Source organism: Burkholderia reimsis, assembly GCF_003294055.1.
Taxonomy (GTDB): domain Bacteria; phylum Pseudomonadota; class Gammaproteobacteria; order Burkholderiales; family Burkholderiaceae; genus Burkholderia; species Burkholderia cepacia.
The window spans coordinates 20,923-44,667 of the sequence record NZ_QMFZ01000054.1; the positions used below are offsets into that span (position 1 = coordinate 20,923).

The window sequence follows — 23,745 nt, forward strand, 5'->3', positions numbered from 1 at the left end:
CCGCGTGCGCCGGGGAGACAGGTGTTACTTCGAAAGCGCGGCCTTGACCAGTGCGGAAATGGCCGTCATGTCGGCACGGCCGGCGAGCTTGCCCTTCAGGACACCCATCACCTTGCCCATGTCCTGCGGGCCCGCCGCGCCCGTCTGCGCAACCGCGGCCTGGACTTCGGCGGCCACCTCGGCCTCCGACAGCTGCTCGGGCATGTAGCCGCTCAGCACGACCAGTTCCGCCTGCTCCTTCGCGACGAGGTCGTCACGGCCGGCGGCCTGGAACTGGCTGATCGAATCCTTGCGCTGCTTGATCATCTTGTCGATCACGGCCGTGATGCCCGCGTCGTCGAGGGTGATCTGATCGTCGACTTCGCGCTGCTTGATCGCGGCCATCAGCAGGCGAATCGTTGCCAGGCGCTCGCTTTCCTTCGCGCGCATCGCGGCCTTCATGTCTTCGCTGATCTGCTCTTTCAAACTCATCTTTCACCCGGGAAGGAAACGTGAATCCGACGCCCGCCATACGGGCGTCAACACAAAAACCCGCTTGGGACTGTGTCTCAAGCGGGTTGCTCGAATCCGGCATCGGCGGCTCGCCTGATCGGTCGCACGATCATGCTCGATCTTCCGCGATCGCCCGATCGCGCGGAGTCGCCGGTGCGCCGCTCAGCGAACCGCGCGGCGCCCAATCGTTCAGTACAGCTTCTTCGGCAGCGTCTGGCTGCGGATACGCTTGTAATGACGCTTCACCGCTGCCGCCTTCTTGCGCTTGCGCTCCGCGGTCGGCTTCTCGTAAAACTCGCGCGCGCGAAGTTCGGTCAACAACCCGTTCTTCTCGATCGTGCGCTTGAAGCGACGCATTGCAACTTCGAACGGCTCGTTCTCTTTAACGCGAATGATCGTCATGATCCGACACGAATAAAGGTTTGCAGGGAAAGACTACCGAGTATAGCAGAGCGATTGCCCAAAGGCACGGGGCCTGGTCCCGCCAAAACGGCGTCGGCCCGGCATGTCAGGCGCCACGCGAATACTCCGCGGCAGCCTGCCCGGCCGCCGTGCCGGACGCCCACGCCCACTGGAAGTTGTAGCCGCCGAGCCAGCCCGTCACGTCCACCGCCTCGCCGACGAAGAACAGCCCCGGCACACGCGCGCTCATCATCGTCGCCGACGACAGGTCGCGCGTATCGACCCCGCCCTTCGTCACTTCGGCTTTCTTGTAGCCCTCGGTGCCGTTCGGCGTCAGCGTCCAGCCGGACAGCGCGTCGCCGATCTGGCGCAACGTCTTGTCGGGCAGGTCCGCGAGCCGCGCGTCGGCCGCGACGCGATGCGTGTCGAGCCACGCATGCGCGAGACGCGACGGCACCCAGTCCGCGAGCAGCGAACCGATCTGGCGCTTCGACGTGCGCTTCGCGTCGAGCAGGTCGGCCACCGTATCGCGTTGCGGCAACAGGTCGACGCGGATCGGGTCGCCCGGCTGCCAGTAACTCGAAATCTGCAGGATCCCTGGCCCGGACAGGCCGCGATGGGTCAGCAACAGGTCCTCGACGAATTCTCCGCCGCGCTTCTTGTCGCCGGTCGAAACGCGCACTTCGAGCGATACACCGGACAACGCCGCGAACGGCTCCCAGTCCTGCTGCGCGAACGTCAGCGGCACGAGCGCGGGCCGCGTGTCGATCAGCTTGTGGCCGAACTGCTTGGCGAGCCGGTAACCGAAGTCGGTCGCGCCGATTTTCGGAATCGACAGGCCGCCGGTCGCGATGATCAGCGCGCGCGCGCCGATCGTCCCCGCCTGCTGCGTGTCGAGCGCGAAGCCGTCGGCCGGCGCGTGGCGCACCGCGTCGACGACGACGGGCCTGCGCCACGCGATGCCGCCCGCGTCGCACTCGTGCTTCAGCACGTCGATGATCGCGTCGCTGCCGTGGTCGCAAAAGAGCTGGCCCTTGTGCTTTTCGTGCCAGGTCACATGATGGCGCTTGAGCAGCCCGAGGAAGTCGCGCGGCGTATAGCGCGCCAGCGCCGAGCGCGCGAAATGCGGATTCGCCGACAGATAGTTGTCGGGGCCCGCGTAAAGATTCGTGAAGTTGCAGCGGCCGCCGCCCGAGATGCGGATCTTCTCGGCGAGCCGCGGCGCGTGGTCGATCAGCACGACGCGGCGGCCGAGCTGCCCGGCAACCGCGGCGCTCATCATCCCGGCGGCGCCCGCGCCGATCACGGCGATGTCATAGGTTTCCATGGCGCGGATTGTACCCGCCCGGCCTCCGGCCCGGGGCTGCCTGCGGCGGCGACCTGCCCCCGCCTGCTATAATTTCCGGTTACGTTGACCTTCCTGCGGCGCGCTCGATACGGCGCGCCCTGCCCGCACCCATGCTCGTTCTCGGCATCGAAAGCTCCTGTGACGAAACCGGCCTCGCGCTCTACGACACGCAGCGCGGCCTGCTCGCGCACGCGCTCCATTCGCAGATCGCGATGCACCGCGAGTACGGCGGCGTCGTGCCCGAGCTCGCGTCGCGCGACCACATCCGCCGCGCGCTGCCGCTGCTCGAGGAAGTGATGGCGCAAAGCGGCACGCGCCGCGACGACATCGACGCGATCGCGTTCACCCAGGGCCCCGGCCTCGCCGGCGCGCTGCTGGTCGGCGCGAGCATCGCGAATGCGCTCGCGCTTGCCTGGAACAAGCCGACCGTCGGCATCCACCACCTCGAAGGCCACCTGCTGTCGCCGCTGCTCGTCGACGAGCCGCCGCCGTTCCCGTTCGTCGCCCTGCTGGTGTCGGGCGGCCACACGCAACTGATGCGCGTGACCGACGTCGGCGTGTACGAGACGCTCGGCGAAACACTCGACGACGCGGCCGGCGAAGCGTTCGACAAGACGGCCAAGCTGATCGGCCTCGGCTACCCGGGCGGCCCGGAAGTCTCGAAGCTCGCCGAAACCGGCACGCCGGGTGCGGTCGTGCTGCCGCGCCCGATGCTGCATTCGGGCGATCTCGACTTCAGCTTCAGCGGCCTGAAGACGGCCGTGCTCACGCAGATGAAGAAGTTCGAAGCGGCGAAGCTGGAGGGCGTTGCGCTCGAACGCGCAACGGCCGACCTCGCGCGCGGCTTCGTCGACGCGGCCGTCGACGTGCTCGTCGCGAAGTCGCTCGCCGCGCTGAAGAAAACGAAGCTCAAGCGCCTCGTGGTCGCGGGCGGTGTCGGCGCGAACCGCCAGTTGCGCGCCGCGCTGTCGGCCGCCGCGACCAAGCGCGGTTTCGACGTGCACTACCCCGACCTCGCGCTCTGCACCGACAACGGCGCGATGATCGCGCTCGCGGGCGCATTGCGGCTCGACCGCTGGCCCGAGCAGGCGAATGCCGACTACGCCTTCACGGTGAAGCCGCGCTGGGATCTCGCGTCGCTCGCACGCTGAGCGACGCCCCGCGACACAACGCCACACCGACAAACGAAAAGGCCGCTCATACGAGCGGCCTTTTTCATCGGCGCGGCAAAACGACGCAGCGTTATGCCGCCTGCCGCTTGTCGCGTTCGATCAGCGCATACGCGCTGTGATTGTGGATCGACTCGAAGTTCTCGGCTTCGAGCACATACGCGACCACGCGCTCGTCCGCGTCGAGACGCTGCGCGACGTCGCGCACGAGATCCTCGACGAACTTCGGGTTCTCGTATGCGCGCTCGGTGACGAACTTCTCGTCCGGACGCTTCAACAGGCCCCACAGCTCGCACGACGCTTCTTCCTCCGCGATGCGGATCAGCGCCTCGACCGGCAGGTCGGCCGCGAGCTCCGCGTCGATCGTCACGTGCGAGCGCTGGTTGTGCGCGCCGTATTGCGAGATCTTCTTCGAGCACGGGCACAGGCTCGTCACCGGCACGAGCACCTTGAGGAACAGGCGCGTGTCGCCGTTGCGGCTTTCGCCCGCGAGCGTCACTTCATAGTCGAGCAGGCTCTGCACACCCGACACCGGCGCCGTCTTGTTCACGAAGTACGGGAACGTGACCTCGATGCGGCCCGCCTCGGCTTCCAGCTTCTCGAGCATCGACGCGAGCATCGCGCGAAAACGCTCGACCGTCAGCGGTGCGCGATTCTCTTCGAGCAGCGCGACGAAGCGCGACATGTGCGTACCCTTCTGGTCGGCCGGCAGGCGGACGTCGAGATTCCAGACACCGACGGTCGGCTGCACGTCGCCACCTTCGGTACACACCGTCAACGGATGCCGGACCGCCTTCACGCCCACGCGCTGAATCGGAATCTGGCGGGTATCCACCGTGCTCTGCACGTCGGGCATCACGAAGGCGGGATTCATCTGGTTCATCTTGTTCAATCCTTGTAAGCCGCGCGTTCGATGACGCGCACGCCGCGTCATGCGGCAGCCGGAAAAGCAACATGGGCCCGCAGGCCCATGTTTTCCGCATCAATGAAGACCGGTCGCGCCAGTCGCACCGGCACCGCCCGCAGGCGGCGCCAGCTTATGCGACGCGCTTCGCCTGACCGGCGACATCGGCCGCCGGATTCAGAAAGCGTTCGCGAATCGATTTCGCGATACCCGCGCCGTCGAGGCCGCATTGCGACAGCAGCTTCGCGGGGTCGCCGTGATCGATGAACAGGTCAGGGAGGCCCAATTGTAGTACGGGTCGGATAACCCCACTCTCCATCAGGGCTTCCACGCAGACCGAGCCCGCGCCGCCCATCACGCAGCCTTCCTCGACCGTGACGAGGTAGTCGTGCGTCTCGGCGAGTTCACGCACGAGCGCCGCGTCGACCGGCTTCACGAAGCGCATGTTCGCGACGGTTGCATCGAGTTCCTCGGCGGCGGCAAGCGACGGTGCGACCATCGTGCCGAACGCGAGGATCGCGACGCGCTTGCCTTCCGGCTGCGACGTGTGGCGACGCACTTCACCCTTGCCGAGCGGGATCTCCGTGAACTCCTTCACCGTCGCCACGCCCGTACCCGCGCCGCGCGGATAACGCACCGCGGTCGGGTTCGGCTGTTGCAGCGCCGTGTGCAGCATCTGGCGGCATTCGTTCTCGTCGGATGCGGCCATGATCGTCATGTTCGGAATGCAGCGCATGAACGCGAGATCGTACGCGCCCGCATGCGTCGCGCCGTCCGCGCCGACGAGGCCCGCGCGGTCGATCGCGAACACGACCGGCAGGTTCTGCAGCGCGACGTCGTGGATCAGCTGATCGTACGCACGTTGCAGGAACGTCGAGTAAATCGCGACGACCGGCTTGAGCCCTTCGGTCGCGAGGCCGCCGGCGAACGTCACCGCGTGCTGCTCGGCGATGCCGACGTCGTAGTAGCGATCCTTGAAGCGCTTCTCGAACTCGACCATGCCCGAGCCTTCGCGCATCGCGGGCGTGATGCCGACGACGCGCGTGTCGCGCTCGGCTTCATCGCACAGCCACTCGCCGAACACCTGCGTGTACGTCTTCTTCGCGGGCGTGGCGGACGGCTTGATGCCTTCGGCCGGATTGAACTTGCCCGGGCCGTGGTAGAGCACGGGATCGGCTTCGGCGAGCTTGTAGCCCTGGCCTTTCTTCGTCACCACGTGCAGGAACTGCGGGCCGCGCAGTTCGCGGATGTTCTGCAGCGTCGGGATCAGCGAATCGAGATCGTGACCGTCGATCGGGCCGATGTAGTTGAAGCCGAACTCTTCGAACAACGTGGCCGGCACGACCATGCCCTTCGCGTGCTCCTCGAGCTTGCGTGCGAGTTCGAGCACCGGCGGCGCAACGCTCAGCACGCGCTCGACGCCCGCGCGCGCAGCCGCGTAGAAGCGGCCCGACATCAGGCGTGCGAGATGGCGATTCAGCGCACCGACCGGCGGCGAGATCGACATGTCGTTGTCGTTGAGGATCACGAGCACTTTCGCGTCTTCCGACACGCCCGCGTTGTTCATCGCCTCGAACGCCATGCCGGCGGTCATCGCGCCGTCGCCGATCACGGCGATCGAGAAGCGGTCGTCGCCGTTCAGCTGGCTGCCGATCGCCATGCCGAGCGCGGCCGAGATCGACGTGCTCGAGTGCGCGGTGCCGAACGTGTCGTATTCCGACTCCGAACGGCGCGGGAAACCCGAGATGCCGTCCTGCTGACGCAGCGAATGCATCTGGTCGCGACGCCCCGTCAGGATCTTGTGCGGGTAGGTCTGGTGCCCCACGTCCCAGACGATGCGATCGTTCGGCGTGTTGAACACGTAGTGCAACGCGATCGTCAGCTCGACCGTCCCGAGGTTGGACGACAGATGGCCGCCCGTCTTCGACACACTGTCGAGCACGAACGCGCGCAGTTCATCCGCGAGCGGTTGAAGTTGGCGACGATCGAGGCGGCGCAAGTCCGCCGGGTCGTCGATGGTTTTCAGCAAGTCGTACATCGTCGTTCCATTGTAGGAAATCAAACGCGCCCGCATTCTGTTGCACGCACCGTAGCATGTGCGCGGCGGCGGGCTTTCGCGTCAGCTGACCCGGTTCACTACCAGGTCGGCAAGTTCGGCGAGACGCTGAGCGCGTGCGCCGAACGGTTTCAGCGCGTCGTGCGCTTCGGCGCGCAGCTGTGCTGCGAGCTCGCGCGACGCCTCGAGGCCGAGGATCGATACGTAGGTCGGCTTGTCGTTCGCCGCATCCTTGCCGGCCGTCTTGCCGAGCGTCGCCGAATCGGTCGTGACGTCGAGAATGTCGTCGACGACCTGGAAGGCCAGACCCACGGCCCCTGCATACACATCGAGCGCCGCCATCGTTTCCGCCGACGGCGTCTCGCCGGCCAGCGCGCCCATCCGCACGGCCGCGCGCAGCAGTGCGCCCGTCTTCATCCGGTGCATCGTCTCGAGCTGCTCGCGCGTCAGCTTGAGGCCGACGCTCGCCAGGTCGATCGCCTGCCCGCCGGCCATGCCGATCGAGCCGCTCGCCAGCGCCAGCTCGCGCACGAGCGCGGCCTGCTGCACCGGCGACAGCGCAGCGGCGTCGGTCAGCGCAACGAACGCCTGCGACTGCAGCGCGTCGCCGACCAGCAGTGCCGTCGGCTCGTCGTACTGCACGTGCACGGTCGGCTTGCCGCGACGCAGTGCATCGTCGTCCATGCACGGCATGTCGTCGTGCACGAGCGAGTAGACATGGATCATCTCCAGTGCCGCCGCCGCCGCATTGCGCGCCGCTTCCGTCGCGCCGGTCAGTTCGCCTGCTGCATGGCACAGCAGCGGGCGAACGCGTTTGCCGCCGCCGAGGACCGCATAGCGCATCGCCTCGTGGAGTTTCACCGGCACCGCGGTTTCAGCGGGCAAATAGTGGCCGAGTGCGTCCTCGACACGGTCAAGCACGGACCGCATCCATTGTTCGAATGTCATAGATCGTCGTCTTCGCCGTCCGTGGCGGCCGTTCCGGACGAAAGCGGCTTCAGCGTCGCGCCGTCGAGCACGCGAACCTGCTGTTCCACTTTCTCAAGCTGCTGTTGGCAAAACGCAACGAGGGTCGCGCCGCGGCGATACGCCGACAGCGAATCCTCGAGGCTCAACGCGCCGCCTTCCATCCGGGCAACCAGCGTCTCGAGCTCCGCGAGCGCCATCTCATAATTGTCCGGCAACGGTTCGGTGCCATTGCCGGGCGGCGTGGCGCCTGGGGATGCGGTTTTCGCCATGGACGAGGGTGTCAAATTTCAAAACAAGTCGGACATTCTACGGCAAAAGAGAATTTTCCGACCTGCCGTCGTGGGCGCCCGCGCACAATTCCGGCCCCATCTACGATGCACAGTGTGCGCCTTTCGGCGGTCGCCCGACAAAAAATTGACACAAATCAGGCACTTAATCCTAGCCTTGCGAGGCGAACCGGGTATAATTCCCCGTTTCCCTAAATCGATTTTTCGATGGTTGGGTTGTTCACTGCTTTCACGCTAACACCGGGAGTGGGAATGTCCAATCTGAGCGATGCGCTTCAGTTGAAGTCGGCCCACAGCCAGCTTCCAGTCACTGCATACTTCGATGAGGCGCTACTCGAGCGCGAGATCGAAACCCTCTTCAAGAAAGGACCTCGTTACGTCGGGCACGAGTTGATGGTGCCCGAGGCGGGGGATTATTTTGCGCTGCCGTCCGAGAAGGAAGGTCGCGTGCTGGTCCGCAACCCCGCGAACCAGATCGAACTGCTGTCGAACGTCTGCCGCCACCGGCAGGCGATCATGCTCAACGGGCGCGGCCATACGCAGAACATCGTGTGCCCGCTACACCGCTGGACGTACGACCTGGAAGGCCAGTTGCTCGGCGCGCCGCACTTCCCCGACAAGCCGTGCCTGAACCTCGGCAAGAGCCCGCTGCAGAACTGGCAGGGGCTGCTGTTCGAAGCCGAAGGCCGGAATGTCGCGCGCGATCTCGCCCATCTCGGCACGAAGCATCACTTCGACTTCTCCGAATACCACTTCGATCACGTCGAAGTGCACGAGTGCGATTACAACTGGAAGACGTTCATCGAGGTCTACCTCGAGGATTACCATGTCGTCCCGTTCCATCCGGGCCTCGGCAGCTTCGTGTCGTGCGACGACCTCAAGTGGGAGTTCGGCGACTGGTACAGCGTGCAGACGGTCGGCGTGCACAACGCCCTCGCTAAACCTGGCAGCGCGACTTACCAGAAATGGCACGAGCAGGTGCTCAAGTTCCGCAACGGCGTGCCGCCGGAGTTCGGCGCGATCTGGATGGTCTACTACCCGGGCCTGATGATCGAGTGGTATCCGCACGTGCTCGTCGTGTCGTGGCTGATCCCGCAAGGCCCGCAAAAGACGACCAACATCGTCGAGTTCTATTACCCCGAGGAAATCGCGCTGTTCGAACGCGAATTCGTCGAGGCGGAACGCGCCGCCTATATGGAAACGGCCGTCGAGGACGACGAGATCGCGATGCGGATGGACGCAGGCCGCCGTGCGCTGATGGCACGCGGCGAGTCGCAGGTCGGCCCGTACCAGAGCCCGATGGAAGACGGCATGCAGCACTTCCACGAGTTCCTGCGCCGCCACCTCGGCGACATCTGACAGCCGGTGCGGCGCTTTGACGCCGCACGGCATCCGGCAGACGAAAAGACGGGCTTCGGCCCGTCTTTTTTTGTTTAGACTTGGAATGTCAGGCCATTCGCACTCCAGGGAGCCGTCATGCCACACACCCACTACACCACGCTCATTTCCGCCGCCAATCTCGCCGAGCGCCTGGCGGCGGCGCCCGGCAGCGTCGCACTGTTCGATTGCCGCTTCGATCTCGTCGATCCCGCCGCCGGCGAAGCCGCGTATGCGGCCGGCCATATCCCCGGCGCACAGTATCTTCATCTCGACCGCGACCTGTCGGGCCGCAAGACGGGCACCAACGGCCGCCATCCGCTGCCGACCCGCGACGCACTCGCCACGCTGCTCGCGAGCCGAGGCCTCAAGCAGGGCCAGCAAGTCGTCGCGTACGACGCGCAGGGCGGCGCCTATGCGGCGCGCCTGTGGTGGCTGCTGCGCTGGCTCGGCCACGATTCGGTCGCCGTGCTCGACGGCGGCCTGCAGGCCTGGGAAGCAGCCGGCCAGCCTCTGGCGCCAGACGTGCCGCACCCGGCCGCCGGCGATTTCCGCGCGGCGGCGCCGCTCGAATCGACGGTCGACGCGGCAGCCGTGCTCGCCAACGTGAGCACACCCACGCGCGTCGTGATCGATGCACGCGCACCCGACCGCTACCGCGGCGAAAACGAAACGATCGATCGTGTGGGCGGCCACATCCCCGGTGCGCGCAACCGCTTCTTCAAGGACAACCTCGCCGCGGACGGCCGCTTCAAGACCGGCCATGAACTGCGCGAAGCGTTTTCCGCGGTGCTGGCGGGCACCGAACCGAACCGCGTGATCCTGCAATGCGGCTCCGGCGTCACCGCCTGCCACAATGCGCTTGCACTGGAGGTGGCGGGCCTGCACGGCGCGTCGCTGTATCCGGGCTCGTGGAGCGAATGGAGCGCCGATCCGTCGCGACCGATCGCAACCGGCCCGACACCGTAAGCGCGGCCACAACGCAGCGGCGGCATGTGCCGCCGCTTGCCGTTTACATCACGCCGTACTTGTGGAACCACGCGATCGCGCGCTTCCAACTCTCCTCCGCATCGGCCTTCACATAGCTCGGCCGGTAATCGGCAAAGAACGCGTGGCCGGCATCCGGATACACGACGATCTCCGATTCGCGCGCGAGCTTCGAATCGCTCGCCTGAATCGCCTTGCGCATGTCCGCGAGCGATGCCTGCGTGATGTTCGCGTCCTTCTCGCCATAGAGCCCGAGCACGGGCACCTTCAGCAACGATGCATGATCGACCGGGTTGAACGGCGTCATCTCGTCGGTCTTGCCTTCGACGAACCCGTACCATGCAACGGCCGCACGCACGTGCGGGTTGTGCTCGGCATACAGCCAGCTCTGACGGCCGCCCCAGCAGAACCCGACCACGCCGAGACGCGACAGGTCGCCGCCGTTCTTGCCGGCCCACGCGACGGTCGCATCGAGATCCTCGGTCACCTGCCGGTCCGGTACCTTGCTGATGATGTGCTCGGACAGATCCTTGATCGTCGGATACTTCGCCGCATTGCCCTGCCGCACGAACAGGTCGGGCGCGATGGCGAGATAACCGAGCTTCGCGAAGCGGCGGCAGACGTCGGCGATGTGCGCGTGCACGCCGAAAATCTCGTGAATCACGATGACGACCGGCAGGTTCGTCTTGTCCTTCGGCTGCGCGCGATACGCGGGCACGCTCGCGTCTCCCGAGCGGATCTCGACGGTGTCGACGTCCAGCCCTTCGCTGTCGGTCGTGACCGTTTGCGCCGACACGGGCAGCACCGCCGCTGCGAAGGCACCGCCCAGCGCGGCCTGCATGAACTTGCGGCGCGAGAACGGAACGTGGGGAACCAGGCTGTCGACTTCGGGTTTCAACATGAATGCACTCCTCGATTGGGCGCCGCCGTCACGATCGCGGATACGGCATGACGTGGCATCGCGCCGGCATGCGGCGCGGATGTCGCGGCGGTTGGCACCCCGCCGCAAACGGAAACCCGGACAAGATGCCCAATAATCCGTTGTCACGTCAACTGTCGGATATGTAAGACTCGATTACGGCGCGTTGCTTCGACACGTCGATCGCCGCGCAAAAACCGCAGGCGCCCCATCGAATCGCGATGCAACAAGCCGCATGTCGATCGCCGTCGCGCGATCGGATGGTGGCGAATTGAAACGGAAAACACGCGGTCGATGTTGCCCGCCACATGCCGGCACGGCAGCACGCAAAAAAAAGACGGGCAGGGACGACGCACGACGTGCGCTCCCCGCCCGCTTCCCGCGCGAACGCGCGCTCAGTGCAACTTGACGCGCGGCAGCGTCGTGCGCCGCAGCCAGTGCGCAACCGTGTCGAGCATCATGCGCGGATAGCCGTGCAGCGCGGCGATGTGCATCCGGTACAGCGACATGTACATGAAGCGCGCGAACAGCCCTTCGATCAGCATGTTGCCGCCGATCAGCCCACCCATCAGGTTGCCGACCGCGCTGAAGTGGCCGAGCGACACGAGCGAGCCGAGGTCGCGATAGGTGAATTCGGGCAGCGGGCGCCCGTCGAGCCGACAGCCGATTGCCTTCAGCAGGAAGCTCGCCTGCTGATGCGCAGCCTGCGCGCGCGGCGGCACGTTGCGCTCGTTGCCGGGCCATGCGCATGCCGCACAATCGCCGAGCGCGAACACGTTGTCGTCGGTAAAGGTCTGCAGCGTGCGGCGCACGTCAAGCTGGCCGAGCTTGTTGACCTGGAGGCCATCGAGATTGGCGAGCACGGACGGCGCCTTGATGCCCGCGGCCCAGACCGTCAGATCGGCGCGCACCGTCTTGCCGCTCGCCGTATGAACGGCGCCGGGCGCCACCTCGGTCACGCGCTCGGCAAGCATCAGCCGCACGCCGATCTTTTCGAGCAGTTCGGCCGTCGCCGACGACACGCGCTCCGGCAACGCCGGGAGAATTCGCGGCCCCGATTCGATCAGCACGATGCCGACGTCGTGCCGCGGGTCGAGCTTGTGCAGCCCGTAGGCCGACAACACCTGCGCGGTGTTGCGCAACTCGGCGGACAACTCGACGCCCGTCGCGCCGCCACCGACGATCACGACCTGGATGCGCGGCTCGGCCGCCTCGCCCGGCGCGGTCGGCGCTGGCGCCTGATGTTCCGCACGCATGCACGCGGCGATCAGCCGCTTGCGGAAACGCTCGGCCTCGCCGACCGTATCGAGCGCGATCGCGTTTTCCGACGCGCCCTGCACGCCGAAGAAGTGGGTCGTGCTGCCGATCGCGATCACGAGCGTGTCGTATTCCAGCTCGCGCGCCGGCAACAGTTCCTCGCCGTCGCTGTCGTTGATGGGTGACAGCGTCAAGCGTTTCGCCGCGCGGTCGAGCCCGGTCAGCTCGCCCTGCTGGAATTCGAAGCCATGCCAGCGCGCCTGCGCCGCATATTCGAGCTCCTGCGTGAACGGATCCATGCTGCCGGCCGCGACCTCATGCAGCAGCGGTTTCCAGATGTGGGTCGGATTGCGGTCGACGAGCGTGACAAGCGCACGCGCGGGACGATTGCCGCGCGCGCCGTAACGGTCGCCGAGCCGCGTCGCCAGTTCAAGGCCGCCCGCGCCTCCGCCTACGATGATGATCCGATGCATCTGTTCCCCCTTTGCGATTCGACACTGCTGCCGCCGGACAGCGCGAACGCGATGCATTCGCGCCACCCGTTGGATTAACCGGTTCGGACATCATCGATGTGCAGTTCGAAGCACTTCGATGCAACCGCCCCGGGAACGCGGGGTGCGCAAGCCCCCGTGTCCATGACATGCATTGTCCGGGAGCTTGCGCGTTGACCACAAGCAAACCATCTCGATATTCAGCATCCCTGCAACAATATGCCGCAGGAATCGGGAACCGCGTGGCGGTGCGTCAGTGTGCCTCTTCCCAGTTCGCGCCGGCCCCCACTTCGGCGACGAGCGGCACCTTGAGCTTCGCGACGCCGCACATCATTTCCGGGAGTTTCTCGCGCACCAGCGACAGTTCCTCGTCGGGCACCTCGAGCACCAGTTCATCGTGCACCTGCATGATCATCCGCGACGCGAGCTTGTCGCGCGTGAGCCAGTCGTCCACCGCGATCATCGACAGCTTGATCAGGTCGGCCGCCGTGCCCTGCATCGGCGCGTTGATTGCCGCGCGCTCGGCTGCCTGGCGGCGCGGGCCGTTGCCGCCGTTGATCTCGGGCAGCCACAGGCGGCGACCGAAAACGGTTTCGACGTAGCCCTTCTCCTTCGCCGCCGAGCGCGTGTCTTCCATGTACTGCGCGACGCCCGGATAACGGGCGAAATAGCGGTCAATATAGAGCTTCGCCGCATCGCGCGTAATGCCGAGGTTCGACGCGAGGCCGAACGCGCTCATCCCGTAGATGAGCCCGAAGTTGATCACCTTCGCGATCCGGCGCTGGTCGGAATTGACCTCCAGCGGCGTCACGCCGAACACCTCGGCGGCCGTCGCGCGGTGAATGTCCTCGCCCTGCGAGAACGCGCGCAGCAGCGACGCGTCGCCCGAGATATGCGCCATGATCCGCAGTTCGATCTGCGAATAATCGGCCGACACGATCCGGTGGCCCGGCGACGCGATGAACGCCTCGCGGATCCGCCGGCCCTCGGCCGTGCGCACCGGAATGTTCTGAAGATTGGGGTCGTTCGACGCGAGACGGCCCGTGACCGCGACGGCCTGCGCGTAGTTCGTATGCACGCGGCCCGTCGAAGGATTCACCATGCGCGGCAGCTTGTCGGTATAGGTCGACTTCAGCTTCGACAGCCCGCGATGCTCGAGCAACAGCTTCGGCAGCGGGTAGTCCTCGGCCAGTTTCTGCAGCACTTCCTCGTCGGTCGACGGCGCGCCGCTCGGCGTCTTTTTCACGACCGGCAGCTGCAGCTTCTCGAAGAAGATCTGCCCGATCTGCTTCGGCGAGCCGAGATTGAATTCGCCGCCGGCCAGTTCGTACGCCTGCGCTTCGAGCTCGATCAGGCGCGTCGCGATTTCGGTGCTCTGCGCCTGCAGGCGCGCATCGTCGATCAGCACGCCCGTGCGTTCCATCTTGCGCAGCACGAGCGACACGGGCATTTCGATCTCGCGATACACGCGCTCGAGGCCCGGTTCGCGTGCAACCTGCGGATACAGCGCGTGATGCAGCTGCAGCGTGATGTCCGCATCTTCGGCCGCGTATGCGGCGGCCTCCGCAAGCGCCACTTCGTCGAAACCGATCTGCTTCGCGCCCTTGCCGGCCACGTCTTCGTACTTGATCGTCTTGACGCCCAGATGGCGCAGCGCGAGGCTGTCCATGTCGTGCGTGCGGTGCGATTCGACGACGTACGATTCGAGCAGCGTGTCGTGCTCGATGCCGTTCAGTTCGATGTCGTAGTTCGCGAGCACCTGCGCGTCGTATTTCAGGTGCTGGCCGACCTTCTTGCGATCGGCCGATTCGAGCCACGGCTTCAGGCGCGCAAGCACCTCGTCGATCGGCAGTTGCTCGGGCATGTCGGGGCCGCGGTGTGCGACCGGCAGGTACGCGGCCTTGCCCGGCTCGACCGAAAACGACAGGCCGACGAGCCGCGCGAGCATCGGGTCGAGCGCAGTCGTCTCGGTGTCGAACGCGGTCAATGCGGCCGCATCGATCTTCGCGAACCACGCGTCGAACTGCTCCCAGGTCTGGATCGTGTCGTATTCGCGCACGATGTCGGCCGCCACCACCGGTGCAGGCTCGCCTTCCGGCGCATCGGCGCCGCCGCCTTCGGGCGGCGCGCTGTCGACTTCGCGCAGCCAGGTCTTGAAGCCATAGCGCGCGAAGATGTCGCGCATCAGGTCGCGGGCTTCGCCGTCCGTCTTCAACGACGCTTCGATCGATTCGAGGTGCGGCGCGAGATCGCAGGCCGTCTCGACGGTCACGAGCTTGCGGCCGAGCGGCAGGAAGTCGAGCGCGCGACGCAGGTTGTCGCCCACCACGCCCTTGATGTCGCCCGCATGCTCGATCACGCCGTCGAGGCTGTCGTATTGGGCCAGCCATTTCACGGCTGTCTTCGGCCCGCACTTCTCGACGCCCGGCACGTTGTCGACGGTGTCGCCGATCAGCGCGAGGTAATCGATGATGCGCTCGGGCGGTACGCCGAACTTCGCGATCACGCCGTCGCGATCGAGCGTCTCGTTGGTCATCGTGTTGACGAGCGTGACGCGGTCGGTCACGAGCTGTGCGAGATCCTTGTCGCCCGTCGACACGATCACGTTCATCCCGTGCCGCTCGGCTTCGCGCGCGAGCGTGCCGATCACGTCGTCGGCCTCGACGCCTTCGACCATCAGCAGCGGCCAGCCGAGCGCACGCACGGCGCCGTGGATCGGCTCGACCTGCAACGCAAGATCGGGCGGCATCGACGGACGGTTTGCCTTATAGTCGGCATAAAGGTCGTCACGGAACGTCTTGCCCTTTGCATCGAACACGCAAGCGCTATACTCTGCACTGACTTCCTTGCGCATACGGCGCAGCATGTTGATGATTCCGTAGAGCGCTCCGGTCGGCTCCCCGCCAGGGCCACGCAAATCAGGCATCGCATGGTAAGCCCGATACAGATAGCTCGAACCGTCAACCAATAGCAGGGTCTTACCTTCCAGATTTCGTTCTTCAGGCATTATGAACAAGAGAAAAGTGATTCCGAGTCTGCGTTCGCTCGCAGATCAAGAGCGCGCGACAGCCAAGAAGGCCCGCGCATCGTGGCAGATGTTCACGATTATGGCAGAGTTTATCGAGGCGACCGAGTACCTGTCGGAGATCCGCCCGGCCGTCAGCATCTACGGTTCTGCCCGCCTCAAACCCGATACGCCGCACTACAAGCTGGCCGCGCAGATCGCGCGCAAGCTGTCCGATGCAGGCTTCGCCGTGATCTCCGGCGGCGGCCCCGGCATCATGGAAGCCGCGAACAAGGGCGCGCACGCCGGCAAGGCGCCGTCGGTCGGCCTGAACATCGAGCTGCCGCACGAACAGGCCGGCAACCACTACCAGGACATCTCGCTGCGCTTCCGCCACTTCTTCACGCGCAAGGTCACGTTCGTGAAGAATTCGGATGCGGTGATCGTGATGCCGGGCGGCTTCGGCACGCTCGACGAGCTGTCGGAAGTGCTCACGCTGATCCAGACGAAGAAGTCGCGCCTCGTGCCGATCATCCTCGTCGGCAGCGAGTTCTGGAAGGGGCTGCTGCAATGGTTCCGCGACCAGCTGATCCCGATGGGCCTCATCAATCCGGAAGACATGAACCTGATGCAGGTGATCGACGATCCCGACCAGGTGCTCGACGCCGTGCTCGCGTTCTACGAGGACAGCGGCGAGGAAGAAGGTTCGGACGACGATGGCCATCCGCCGCGCCCCGAAGAAGACCGGATGTTCTACCTGTAACCGGTCGATGAAGACCGCCGGCCCGAGGGCCGGCATCCCGCTTTCCGCGCGGCAGGCGTGGCGATCCCGCCACCTGCCGCGTGTCACTTTGTAACGCGCCATTAATCGCGCCTGGCGCGCCGTTCGCCGTCGAATGTCAAATTCGCGAGGCCGGTGCCGCGCGACGCGCGCAATCATCCGCAAACGCGGGCCGCCATTGTCAAATGACGCGACCCGGCGCCTGTACCCTGCCCCTGCCGGCCGCCAATCCGCCGTAACAAACCCACCTCGCGTTTTCCGTCGCGCACCAGCACACTGCATGTGTCGGTGCGGCGTTTCCCCCGGTGGAACGATCCCCCCTCGCTTCCATCGCGTCGCGCCGGCCTTTCACAACGACATCACGGAAAAGAACATGCAACGCTCGCTGATCGCCCTTGCCTTCGCCGGCCTCGGCCTTTCGCTGTCCGGCCTCGCCCACGCCGTCAACGTCGACGTCAACATCGGCACGCCCGCACCGGTCGTCGTCGCGCCCGCACCCGTCGTAGTCGCCCCGGCACCCGCGGTCATCGTCGGCTGGCACGGCGACCGCTACTGGGACGGCCACCGCTACTGGGAACGCCGCGAATGGGAAGATCACCAGCGTTATCGCGACCGCGAACACGGCCCGGATCGCCGCGGCTATCACTGCCCGCCGGGGCACGCGAAGAAGGGCGAGTGCTGAGCCACAACGCACTCGCCTGACCGGCAAGGCCGCCCGTGCGCTTCAGCGCCGGGCGGCCTTGTCGCTTTCAGCGACGCGTTCCGTGCCATCCCTGCCCCCCTACCGACGATGCGAGCGGAAAGCCCGACTGCCGCGCACGCCGCGAGCCGGCGCATCGCGCGCCTGCAACCGCCTCCATGACCGCGTGGCACCGATGGTAGGATCGACCCTGTCCATGGCCATTCCCGCCACCCATGCCACTCATCCGGATCTGGGCTGTCGACCATGCCCTTGCGTCTGGCATCGCCGCGCCGACCGACATCTTCACGGCAGCCAATCATCTCGCCCCGTCATTACGTAACGGCCGGCCGCAGGCCCCGTTTCGCTGGCGCATCGAATCGATCGACGGCAAGCCGGTGCGCACGGCTTCCGGCCAGGCCGCCGCGGTCGACGGCACGATCGACGGTCACGGCACCGCCGATGCGATCTGGCTCACCGCTCCGTTCGTCGCCGATCTCGAGCGGCTGCTCGCCCGGCCCGCGTCACTCGCGCCGCTGTTCGACGCGCTGCGCCGGCAACATGCGCGCGGCACACTGATCGCGACGTACTGCACGGGCGCGTTCCTGCTCGCGGAAGCCGGGCTGCTCGACGGCCGCGTCGCCACGACGCACTGGTCGAAAGCATCGAGCTTCCGCGTACGCTATCCGGACGTGGCATTGCGCGCGTCGGACGTCCTGACCGAACAGGACGGCATATTGTGCGGCGGCGCCATCACGTCGTATCAGAATCTCGCGTTGCGGGTCGTCGACAAACTCGCGAACGCGCGCCTTGCCGCGGCCGTCGCCAAGGTCATGCTGATCGACGTGAACCGCGTGTCGCAGGATTCATTCATCGATCTCGGCCGGATGGGGCATGACGGGCACGACGATGCGGCCATTGCACGCGCCCAACGCTGGATGGAAAAGCACCTGCGCGAGCCGTTCAGCCTCGCCCGGCTGAGCGATCACGTCGCGATGAGCGAACGCACGCTCCATCGCCGTTTCAGGGACGCCGTGGGCGCGCCGCCGCTCAGGTATCTGCAGACGCTCAGGATCGAAGTCGCGAAGCGGCTGCTCGCGGAAACGACGCTCGCGATCGACACCGTCTGCGAGCGCGTCGGCTATATGGACATCAGCGGCTTCCGGCAACTGTTCAAGCGCGAGACCGGCATCTCCCCCGGCGAGTATCGCCGTCGCTTCACGCGATAAGCGCGCGCAACCGTCGTCGGGTGCGGTGTCGGAAATGGCATCGTCGAATGGCAGTTTCGCCACTCCGCGCGCCGGCATGCGGTTCGTACACTGGATTCACGTCGCCCGGCATCGGAGCGACGCCATCCTCACCGAACCAGGACACCATCATGCCGATGATCGACGTCTACATTCCCGAAGGTGCGCTCGCACCGCAGGCCGAAGCCCAACTGATGGAAGAACTGACCGGAACGCTGATCCGTCACGAGGGACTCGATCCCGACAATCCGCGCACGCGGGACGTGACCTGGATCTTCGTCCATCGGCCGGCAGCCGTGTATCGCGCCGGGGCTGTCGCGCCTGCGCCGATCTACCGGATCGTGCCGACCGTGCCCGAAGGTCAGTACACGGATGCCGCGCGTGCCGGGCTGATCGCGGACGTGACCGCTGCCGTCGCGCGCGCGGAGGGCCTGCCGGTCGATGCCGTCGCGACGCGCGTGTGGGTCTTTCCAACGGAAATCGACGACGGCTGCTGGGGCAGCCGCGGCGTCGTGCGCCGCCTGCCGGACATCATGGAATATTTCGGCGGCGCCGAACTGCGGGCGCTCGGGGAATGGCGGCTGGCGATCAAGCGACAGGCGGATGCGGGTCGGGTTATCGATGCGGTGCGAGATTCGATGTTGGAAACGGCTCGGAGTGGATCGCTCGAACCGGCCGCTAAAGCCGTACGCTGACGCCGGCGCGCAGTTGCTTGTCCGACACGCACGGCAGCGTGCCGGACGGCACGAGAAAGCAATACACGGACAAGATGCGCCCAAGGGCGAGCGCACCCGTTTAATCACTTATTCGGTCAGTAGCACGGACACTTTTTGACAGGGCCGGGGCCAATCACCGCGACGGGTTTGCAGGGGTTGGACGGGCCGATTACTGCGACGGGTGCACAGGGATTGGACGGACCGATCACCGCGGTTCTGGCCATTGCCGACAGAGATGTGGTGAGCATCAGGGAAGCCAGCAAGAAATTGATTTTCATCAGGTATGCCCTCTTTCAATTCGATAGGAATCGATCGGATCGACTGTTCGCCGTTCCTTCGTACGGGCGTCGAATAACGCCACGCAGGAGAGCATATTCTCGATGACAAGGGCAACCAATAGGACAACTTCCAAATTGCAGAAAATGATCGCGTTCCAGTACTAAGGCCGCGACGCGGCCACCGCGAGTGGCTACGCACGGTGAGACGGAGAGGTACAAGTGCACGCCTGCCGCCTTGAAGCCCGTCATGCCCCGGTTCGCGATTGCGCCTGACATCGCGACGCACACCGCACCCGGGGCCGCCGTTCACATCACTGGAACGCCACTTCCGCGAAGCTCCGCAGTTTCCGGCTATGCAGCTTGTCGAGCCCGTTCGTGCGCAGGATCTCCATCGCCTTCACGCCGATCTGCAGATGCTGGTCGACCTGCCCGCGATAGAACGTGTCGGCCATGCCCGGCAACTTGAGCTCGCCGTGCAGCGGCTTGTCCGACACGCAGAGCAGCGTGCCGTACGGCACGCGGAAGCGGAAGCCGTTCGCGGCGATCGTCGCGCTTTCCATGTCGAGCGCGATCGCGCGGCTCTGCGACAGGCGCTGCACGGGTTCGCGATGATCGCGCAGCTCCCAGTTGCGGTTGTCGACGCTCGCGACGGTGCCCGTGCGCATCACGCGCTTCAGTTCGACGCCATCGAGCTGCGTGACATCGGCCACCCCGCGCTCGAGCGCGAGCTGCACTTCGGCGAGCGCCGGAATCGGCACCCACAGCGGCAGGTCGGCGTCCAGCACGTGATCCTCGCGCACGTAGCCGTGTGCGAGCACGTAGTCGCCGAGACGCTGCGTATTGCGCAGCCCCGCGCAGTGACCGAGCATCACCCATGCGTGCGGACGCAGCACCGCGATGTGATCGGTGATCGTCTTCGCGTTCGACGGGCCGACGCCGATGTTGACCATCGTGATCCCGCTGCCGTCCGCGCGCTTCAGGTGATACGCGGGCATCTGCGGCAGGCGCGGCGGCGCGGCGCCCTCGGCCGGCTCGCTGCCGAGGTTCGCGTTGTAGGTCACGACGTCACCCGGCTCGACGAACGAGCTGTACTGGCTGCGATACGCGCGCACCTCGGGATCGTCGCTCTCCGTCATCACCGTGCGGCCCAGCTTCACGAACTCGTCGATGTAGAACTGGTAGTTCGTGTAGAGCACGTAGTTCTGGAAATGCGTGGGCGACGTCGCCGTGTAGTGGCGCAACCGGTGCAGCGAGAAGTCGACGCGCGCGGCCGTGAACAGCGCGAGCGGATGCGGCTCGCCCGGCGCCGGCTCGAACGTGCCGTTGACGATGCGATCGTCGAGATACGACAGGTCGGGCGTATCGAAGATGTCGCGCATCGCGAGCAGGCGGTCGCGGTCGAGCTCGCCCTCGAGATGGATGCCTTCGGGAAACGCGAAATGGATCGGAATCGGCTGCGACGACACGCCGATCTCGATCTTCACATGGTGGTTCTTCGCCAGCAGGCGCAGTTGCTCGCGATAGTAGTTCGCGAAGAGGTCGGGGCGCGTGACCGTCGTCTCGAACACACCGGGGCCCGCGACGAATCCGTACGAGCGGCGCGAATCGACGTGCGTGTTGACATCGGTGCGGATCCGCACGAACGGGTAGCACGCGCGCACGTGCTCGGTGATCGGTTCGTGGCGGCGATAGCGCGCGAATGCGTCACGCAGGAAACCCGTGTTCGTGTCGTAAATGGCGGACAGCCGCGCGACGGCGGCGATCGGATCGTCGAAAGCCTCGACCGACGGGCTCTCGGGCGTCAGCACACGGTGCCGGCGGCTCAAATCGTTCTTCATTTTCATCACCTCGTCTGATCCGACGACATTACCACGGAACCCGGTCGCCCTTGTGGCTGCCCCCACGCACGCGAGGGCCGGATGGTGCGCAGTATTTGCTAAAATCGGTGGGTTCACTGGAGACTCATCATGAAGCCGCTCATTCTCGTCGTCGCTGCCGCCGCGTTTGCCGCCGCCAGCGCCGCTTACGCCGCCGGCGGCACGCCTGACGCCGACGCGCAGGCACGGGCCGAGGCCAACGAGGCCGCCGGCCTGCCCGATCTCCGCAAGATCAACCGGCCGGGCGCCGAAGTCACGTCGAAAGTCGACTTCGCCGACATCCGCCGCACGCCGAGCTTCCACGAAAAGAGCAAGAACGGCACCGAAGTCACCGAGTACCGCGATCGCGGCAAGCCGGTCGAGATCGACGTGAAGTCGAACTTCGGCACGCGCTACCAGATGAGCTCGACGCCCGACACGTCGCCGAAGCCGCACGACGCGGGCATCCCGATCACGCGCCTGCCGTCGCTGAACCTGCGCTACTGATTCCGCGGCGCGCCGCACCGAACGCCGCGCGCCGCCTCCCTTCACCTGCTGTCGCGACGCACGCCGCCCGCGTGCCGACACCCTGACCTGACGCATCCCGCATGGCCGTTTTCACAGCTGTTTCCGACTCCGATCTCGCGCAATGGATGCGCCACTACGAACTGGGCGACGTGCTTGCGTTCCGCGGCATTCCGTCCGGTATCGAAAACAGCAATTTCTTCCTAACGACGACGCGCGGCGAGTACGTCCTCACGATCTTCGAAAAGCTGACGGCGCAGCAACTGCCGTTCTACCTCGACCTGATGCGCCATCTGGCCGGCCACGGCGTACCGGTGCCGGATCCGGTCCCGCGTGACGACGGCGCGCTGTTCGGCGAGCTGCACGGCAAGCCGGCCGCGATCGTCACGAAGCTCGACGGCTCGGCGGAACTCGCGCCGGGGGTCGCACACTGTATCGAGGTCGGGCAGATGCTCGCACGCATGCACCTGGCCGGCCGCGACTATCCGCGCAACCAGCCGAACCTGCGTAGCCTGCCGTGGTGGCAGGAGAACGTGCCGGCGATCTCGCCGTTCATCACCGACGCGCAGCGCGCGCTGCTGGATAGCGAACTCGCGCACCAGGCCAGCTTCTTCGCGTCGGACGATTACGCGGCGCTGCCCGCCGGACCGTGCCATTGCGACCTGTTCCGCGACAACGTGCTGTTCGCGCACGCGGCGCCCGACACCGGCCATGACGTGCGGCTCGGCGGCTTCTTCGACTTCTATTTCGCGGGCTGCGACAAGTGGCTGTTCGACGTCGCGGTCACGGTCAACGACTGGTGCGTCGACCTCGCGACCGGCGTGCTCGACGTCGCGCGCGCGGATGCGCTGCTGCGCGCGTACCAGACCGTGCGGCCGTTCACGGCCGAGGAGCGCCGCCACTGGAGCGACATGCTGCGCGCGGGTGCGTACCGCTTCTGGGTGTCGCGCCTGTACGACTTCTACCTGCCGCGCGCGGCCGAGATGCTCAAGCCGCACGACCCCGGCCATTTCGAACGCATCCTGCGCGAGCGTATCGCGCATACGCCCGCGCTTCCCGAGATCCAAACCGCATGCAACTGATCGAAGTGCCCGCGAAAACGGGCTATGTCTGGTTCCGCCAAGGCATCTGGCTGTTCCGCCGGAACCCGCTCGCGTTCATCACGCTGTTCTTCACGTACCTGCTGGCGATCACGCTGGTGTCGCAGGTGCCCGTGATCGGCTCCGCGCTGCCGCTGGTGTTCATTCCCGGCATCGCGGTCGGCTTCATGGCCGCATGCCGCGACACGGTGGCCGGCAAGACCGTGATGCCGACGATCCTCGTCGACGGCTTCCGCTCGTACGGCACCGTCGCGACCCAGCGGCTGCTCGTGCTCGGCGTGATCTACGTCGCGTCGATGGTGCTCGTGTTCGCCGCCTCGTCGTTCGTGGACGGCGGCGCGCTGTTCCACGTGATGATGGGCGCGGCCGACGAAGCGAGCGCGACGCCGGAAACGCTCGCCGCGCAAGGCACGTTCGGCGCGCTGATGTTCGCGACGCTGCTCTACCTGCCGGTCGCGATGCTGTTCTGGTTCGCGCCGGTGCTGGTCGCGTGGCACGACGTGCCGCCCGCCAAGGCGCTGTTCTTCAGCGTCGTCAGCTGCTGGCGCAATCGCGGCGCGTTCGTCGTGTACGGCGCGCTGTGGTTCGGCGTCGCGCTCGGCACGTCGCTCGCGCTGTCGCTGCTGCTGCAGGCGCTCGGCGCCGGCGCCTATGCGCTGACGATCATGATGCCGCTGACGATCGTCATCGTCACGATGCTGTACTGCTCGTTCTACGCGACCTATCGCGGCTGCTTCGGCATCCAGGAGCCGGGCGCGACGACCACCACGTCGGGCCGCTGAAGTCTTCCCGGCCGGCGCGTGTCGCCGGCCCGCCGCGCTCGCGCCGGGTTGCCGCCCGGCGCCTCCCCCGTTCCCCCGCCTTCGTCATCGCGTGCGAAGTCGAGTAGAGGGCGAAGCAG

The 23,745-nt window shown here is 66.1% G+C and carries 20 protein-coding genes and 1 pseudogene; 10 read left to right on the forward strand and 11 right to left on the reverse strand.

Annotated features, from left to right (window positions below; all coding sequences use genetic code 11):
* Positions 1 to 24: 24 nt before the first annotated feature.
* The 3 genes and pseudogenes from DPV79_RS37310 to DPV79_RS37320 all read right to left on the reverse strand — a co-directional run.
* Positions 25 to 471 carry a GatB/YqeY domain-containing protein gene (locus tag DPV79_RS37310; protein WP_021160855.1) on the reverse strand — a complete coding sequence of 149 codons (447 nt, stop codon included), beginning with the start codon at positions 469 to 471 and terminating at the stop codon, positions 25 to 27.
* Between the two features lie 210 nt (positions 472 to 681).
* Positions 682 to 894 (reverse strand): 30S ribosomal protein S21, encoded by a 213-nt coding sequence (gene rpsU / locus DPV79_RS37315; protein ID WP_006479415.1) that lies wholly within the window; start codon positions 892 to 894, stop codon positions 682 to 684.
* 106 nt (positions 895 to 1,000) lie between these two features.
* Positions 1,001 to 2,251: pseudogene (locus DPV79_RS37320) on the reverse strand (BaiN/RdsA family NAD(P)/FAD-dependent oxidoreductase); the annotation flags it as partial.
* Positions 2,252 to 2,352: 101 nt separating this feature from the next.
* Between DPV79_RS37320 and tsaD the strand changes: the two are divergent.
* Complete coding sequence (gene tsaD / locus DPV79_RS37325) at positions 2,353 to 3,393, forward strand: tRNA (adenosine(37)-N6)-threonylcarbamoyltransferase complex transferase subunit TsaD (RefSeq protein WP_113047772.1); 1,041 nt, start codon at positions 2,353 to 2,355, stop codon at positions 3,391 to 3,393.
* 91 nt (positions 3,394 to 3,484) lie between these two features.
* Here the strand turns inward: tsaD and folE2 are convergent, their stop codons facing one another.
* From folE2 to DPV79_RS37345, 4 genes are all read right to left on the reverse strand, one after another.
* On the reverse strand, positions 3,485 to 4,294 hold the full coding sequence (gene folE2, locus DPV79_RS37330; protein WP_021160853.1) for a GTP cyclohydrolase FolE2: 810 nt from the start codon (positions 4,292 to 4,294) through the stop codon (positions 3,485 to 3,487).
* 154 nt (positions 4,295 to 4,448) lie between these two features.
* Entirely contained in the window at positions 4,449 to 6,353 is a 1,905-nt protein-coding gene (gene dxs / locus DPV79_RS37335; RefSeq protein ID WP_113047773.1) for a 1-deoxy-D-xylulose-5-phosphate synthase, read from the reverse strand.
* 81 nt (positions 6,354 to 6,434) lie between these two features.
* The gene (locus DPV79_RS37340) at positions 6,435 to 7,319 is read right to left on the reverse strand and encodes a polyprenyl synthetase family protein (protein WP_042975833.1); all 885 of its coding nucleotides are present in this window, start codon (positions 7,317 to 7,319) and stop codon (positions 6,435 to 6,437) included.
* Positions 7,316 to 7,609, reverse strand: coding sequence for an exodeoxyribonuclease VII small subunit (locus DPV79_RS37345; RefSeq protein ID WP_059684416.1), 294 nt, complete (start codon positions 7,607 to 7,609; stop codon positions 7,316 to 7,318). The genes DPV79_RS37340 and DPV79_RS37345 overlap by 4 nt, the downstream gene beginning before the upstream one ends.
* Before the next feature lie 270 nt (positions 7,610 to 7,879).
* On the opposite strand from DPV79_RS37345, the gene DPV79_RS37350 reads away from it, so the two are divergent.
* Complete coding sequence (locus tag DPV79_RS37350; RefSeq protein WP_113047774.1) at positions 7,880 to 8,986, forward strand: aromatic ring-hydroxylating oxygenase subunit alpha; 1,107 nt, start codon at positions 7,880 to 7,882, stop codon at positions 8,984 to 8,986.
* Between the two features lie 117 nt (positions 8,987 to 9,103).
* Complete coding sequence (locus DPV79_RS37355) at positions 9,104 to 9,973, forward strand: sulfurtransferase (protein ID WP_113047775.1); 870 nt, start codon at positions 9,104 to 9,106, stop codon at positions 9,971 to 9,973.
* Positions 9,974 to 10,016: 43 nt separating this feature from the next.
* On the opposite strand, the gene DPV79_RS37360 is transcribed toward DPV79_RS37355, so the two are convergent.
* The 3 genes from DPV79_RS37360 to polA form a co-directional block, all read right to left on the reverse strand.
* The gene (locus DPV79_RS37360) at positions 10,017 to 10,892 is read right to left on the reverse strand and encodes a dienelactone hydrolase family protein (protein ID WP_021160848.1); all 876 of its coding nucleotides are present in this window, start codon (positions 10,890 to 10,892) and stop codon (positions 10,017 to 10,019) included.
* A gap of 413 nt (positions 10,893 to 11,305) precedes the next feature.
* Complete coding sequence (locus DPV79_RS37365) at positions 11,306 to 12,640, reverse strand: NAD(P)/FAD-dependent oxidoreductase (protein WP_042975832.1); 1,335 nt, start codon at positions 12,638 to 12,640, stop codon at positions 11,306 to 11,308.
* Between the two features lie 271 nt (positions 12,641 to 12,911).
* Entirely contained in the window at positions 12,912 to 15,665 is a 2,754-nt protein-coding gene (gene polA / locus DPV79_RS37370; protein WP_113047776.1) for a DNA polymerase I, read from the reverse strand.
* Position 15,666: 1 nt separating this feature from the next.
* Here polA and DPV79_RS37375 point away from each other — a divergent pair, with 1 nt between their 5' ends.
* From DPV79_RS37375 to DPV79_RS37390, 4 genes are all read left to right on the forward strand, one after another.
* The gene (locus DPV79_RS37375) at positions 15,667 to 16,425 is read left to right on the forward strand and encodes an LOG family protein (RefSeq protein ID WP_048022163.1); all 759 of its coding nucleotides are present in this window, start codon (positions 15,667 to 15,669) and stop codon (positions 16,423 to 16,425) included.
* Positions 16,426 to 16,816: 391 nt separating this feature from the next.
* On the forward strand, positions 16,817 to 17,125 hold the full coding sequence (locus tag DPV79_RS37380; RefSeq protein ID WP_021160843.1) for a hypothetical protein: 309 nt from the start codon (positions 16,817 to 16,819) through the stop codon (positions 17,123 to 17,125).
* A gap of 233 nt (positions 17,126 to 17,358) precedes the next feature.
* Positions 17,359 to 18,351 (forward strand): GlxA family transcriptional regulator, encoded by a 993-nt coding sequence (locus DPV79_RS37385; RefSeq protein WP_059554645.1) that lies wholly within the window; start codon positions 17,359 to 17,361, stop codon positions 18,349 to 18,351.
* 149 nt (positions 18,352 to 18,500) lie between these two features.
* Positions 18,501 to 19,064 (forward strand): tautomerase family protein, encoded by a 564-nt coding sequence (locus tag DPV79_RS37390; RefSeq protein WP_048022169.1) that lies wholly within the window; start codon positions 18,501 to 18,503, stop codon positions 19,062 to 19,064.
* A 610-nt stretch (positions 19,065 to 19,674) separates the two neighbouring features.
* On the opposite strand, the gene DPV79_RS37400 is transcribed toward DPV79_RS37390, so the two are convergent.
* The gene (locus DPV79_RS37400; RefSeq protein ID WP_060309694.1) at positions 19,675 to 21,201 is read right to left on the reverse strand and encodes an AMP nucleosidase; all 1,527 of its coding nucleotides are present in this window, start codon (positions 21,199 to 21,201) and stop codon (positions 19,675 to 19,677) included.
* Between the two features lie 129 nt (positions 21,202 to 21,330).
* On the opposite strand from DPV79_RS37400, the gene DPV79_RS37405 reads away from it, so the two are divergent.
* The 3 genes from DPV79_RS37405 (at position 21,331) to DPV79_RS37415 (ending at position 23,626) form a co-directional block, all read left to right on the forward strand.
* A complete protein-coding gene (locus DPV79_RS37405; RefSeq protein ID WP_021160838.1) occupies positions 21,331 to 21,726 on the forward strand; it encodes a hypothetical protein in 396 nt (131 codons plus the stop codon).
* A gap of 101 nt (positions 21,727 to 21,827) precedes the next feature.
* Positions 21,828 to 22,826, forward strand: coding sequence for a homoserine kinase (locus DPV79_RS37410; RefSeq protein WP_113047777.1), 999 nt, complete (start codon positions 21,828 to 21,830; stop codon positions 22,824 to 22,826).
* Positions 22,817 to 23,626: a BPSS1780 family membrane protein gene (locus tag DPV79_RS37415; RefSeq protein WP_021160836.1), complete on the forward strand. Its 810-nt coding sequence runs from the start codon at positions 22,817 to 22,819 to the stop codon at positions 23,624 to 23,626. The genes DPV79_RS37410 and DPV79_RS37415 overlap by 10 nt, the downstream gene beginning before the upstream one ends.
* Positions 23,627 to 23,745 lie beyond the last annotated feature (119 nt).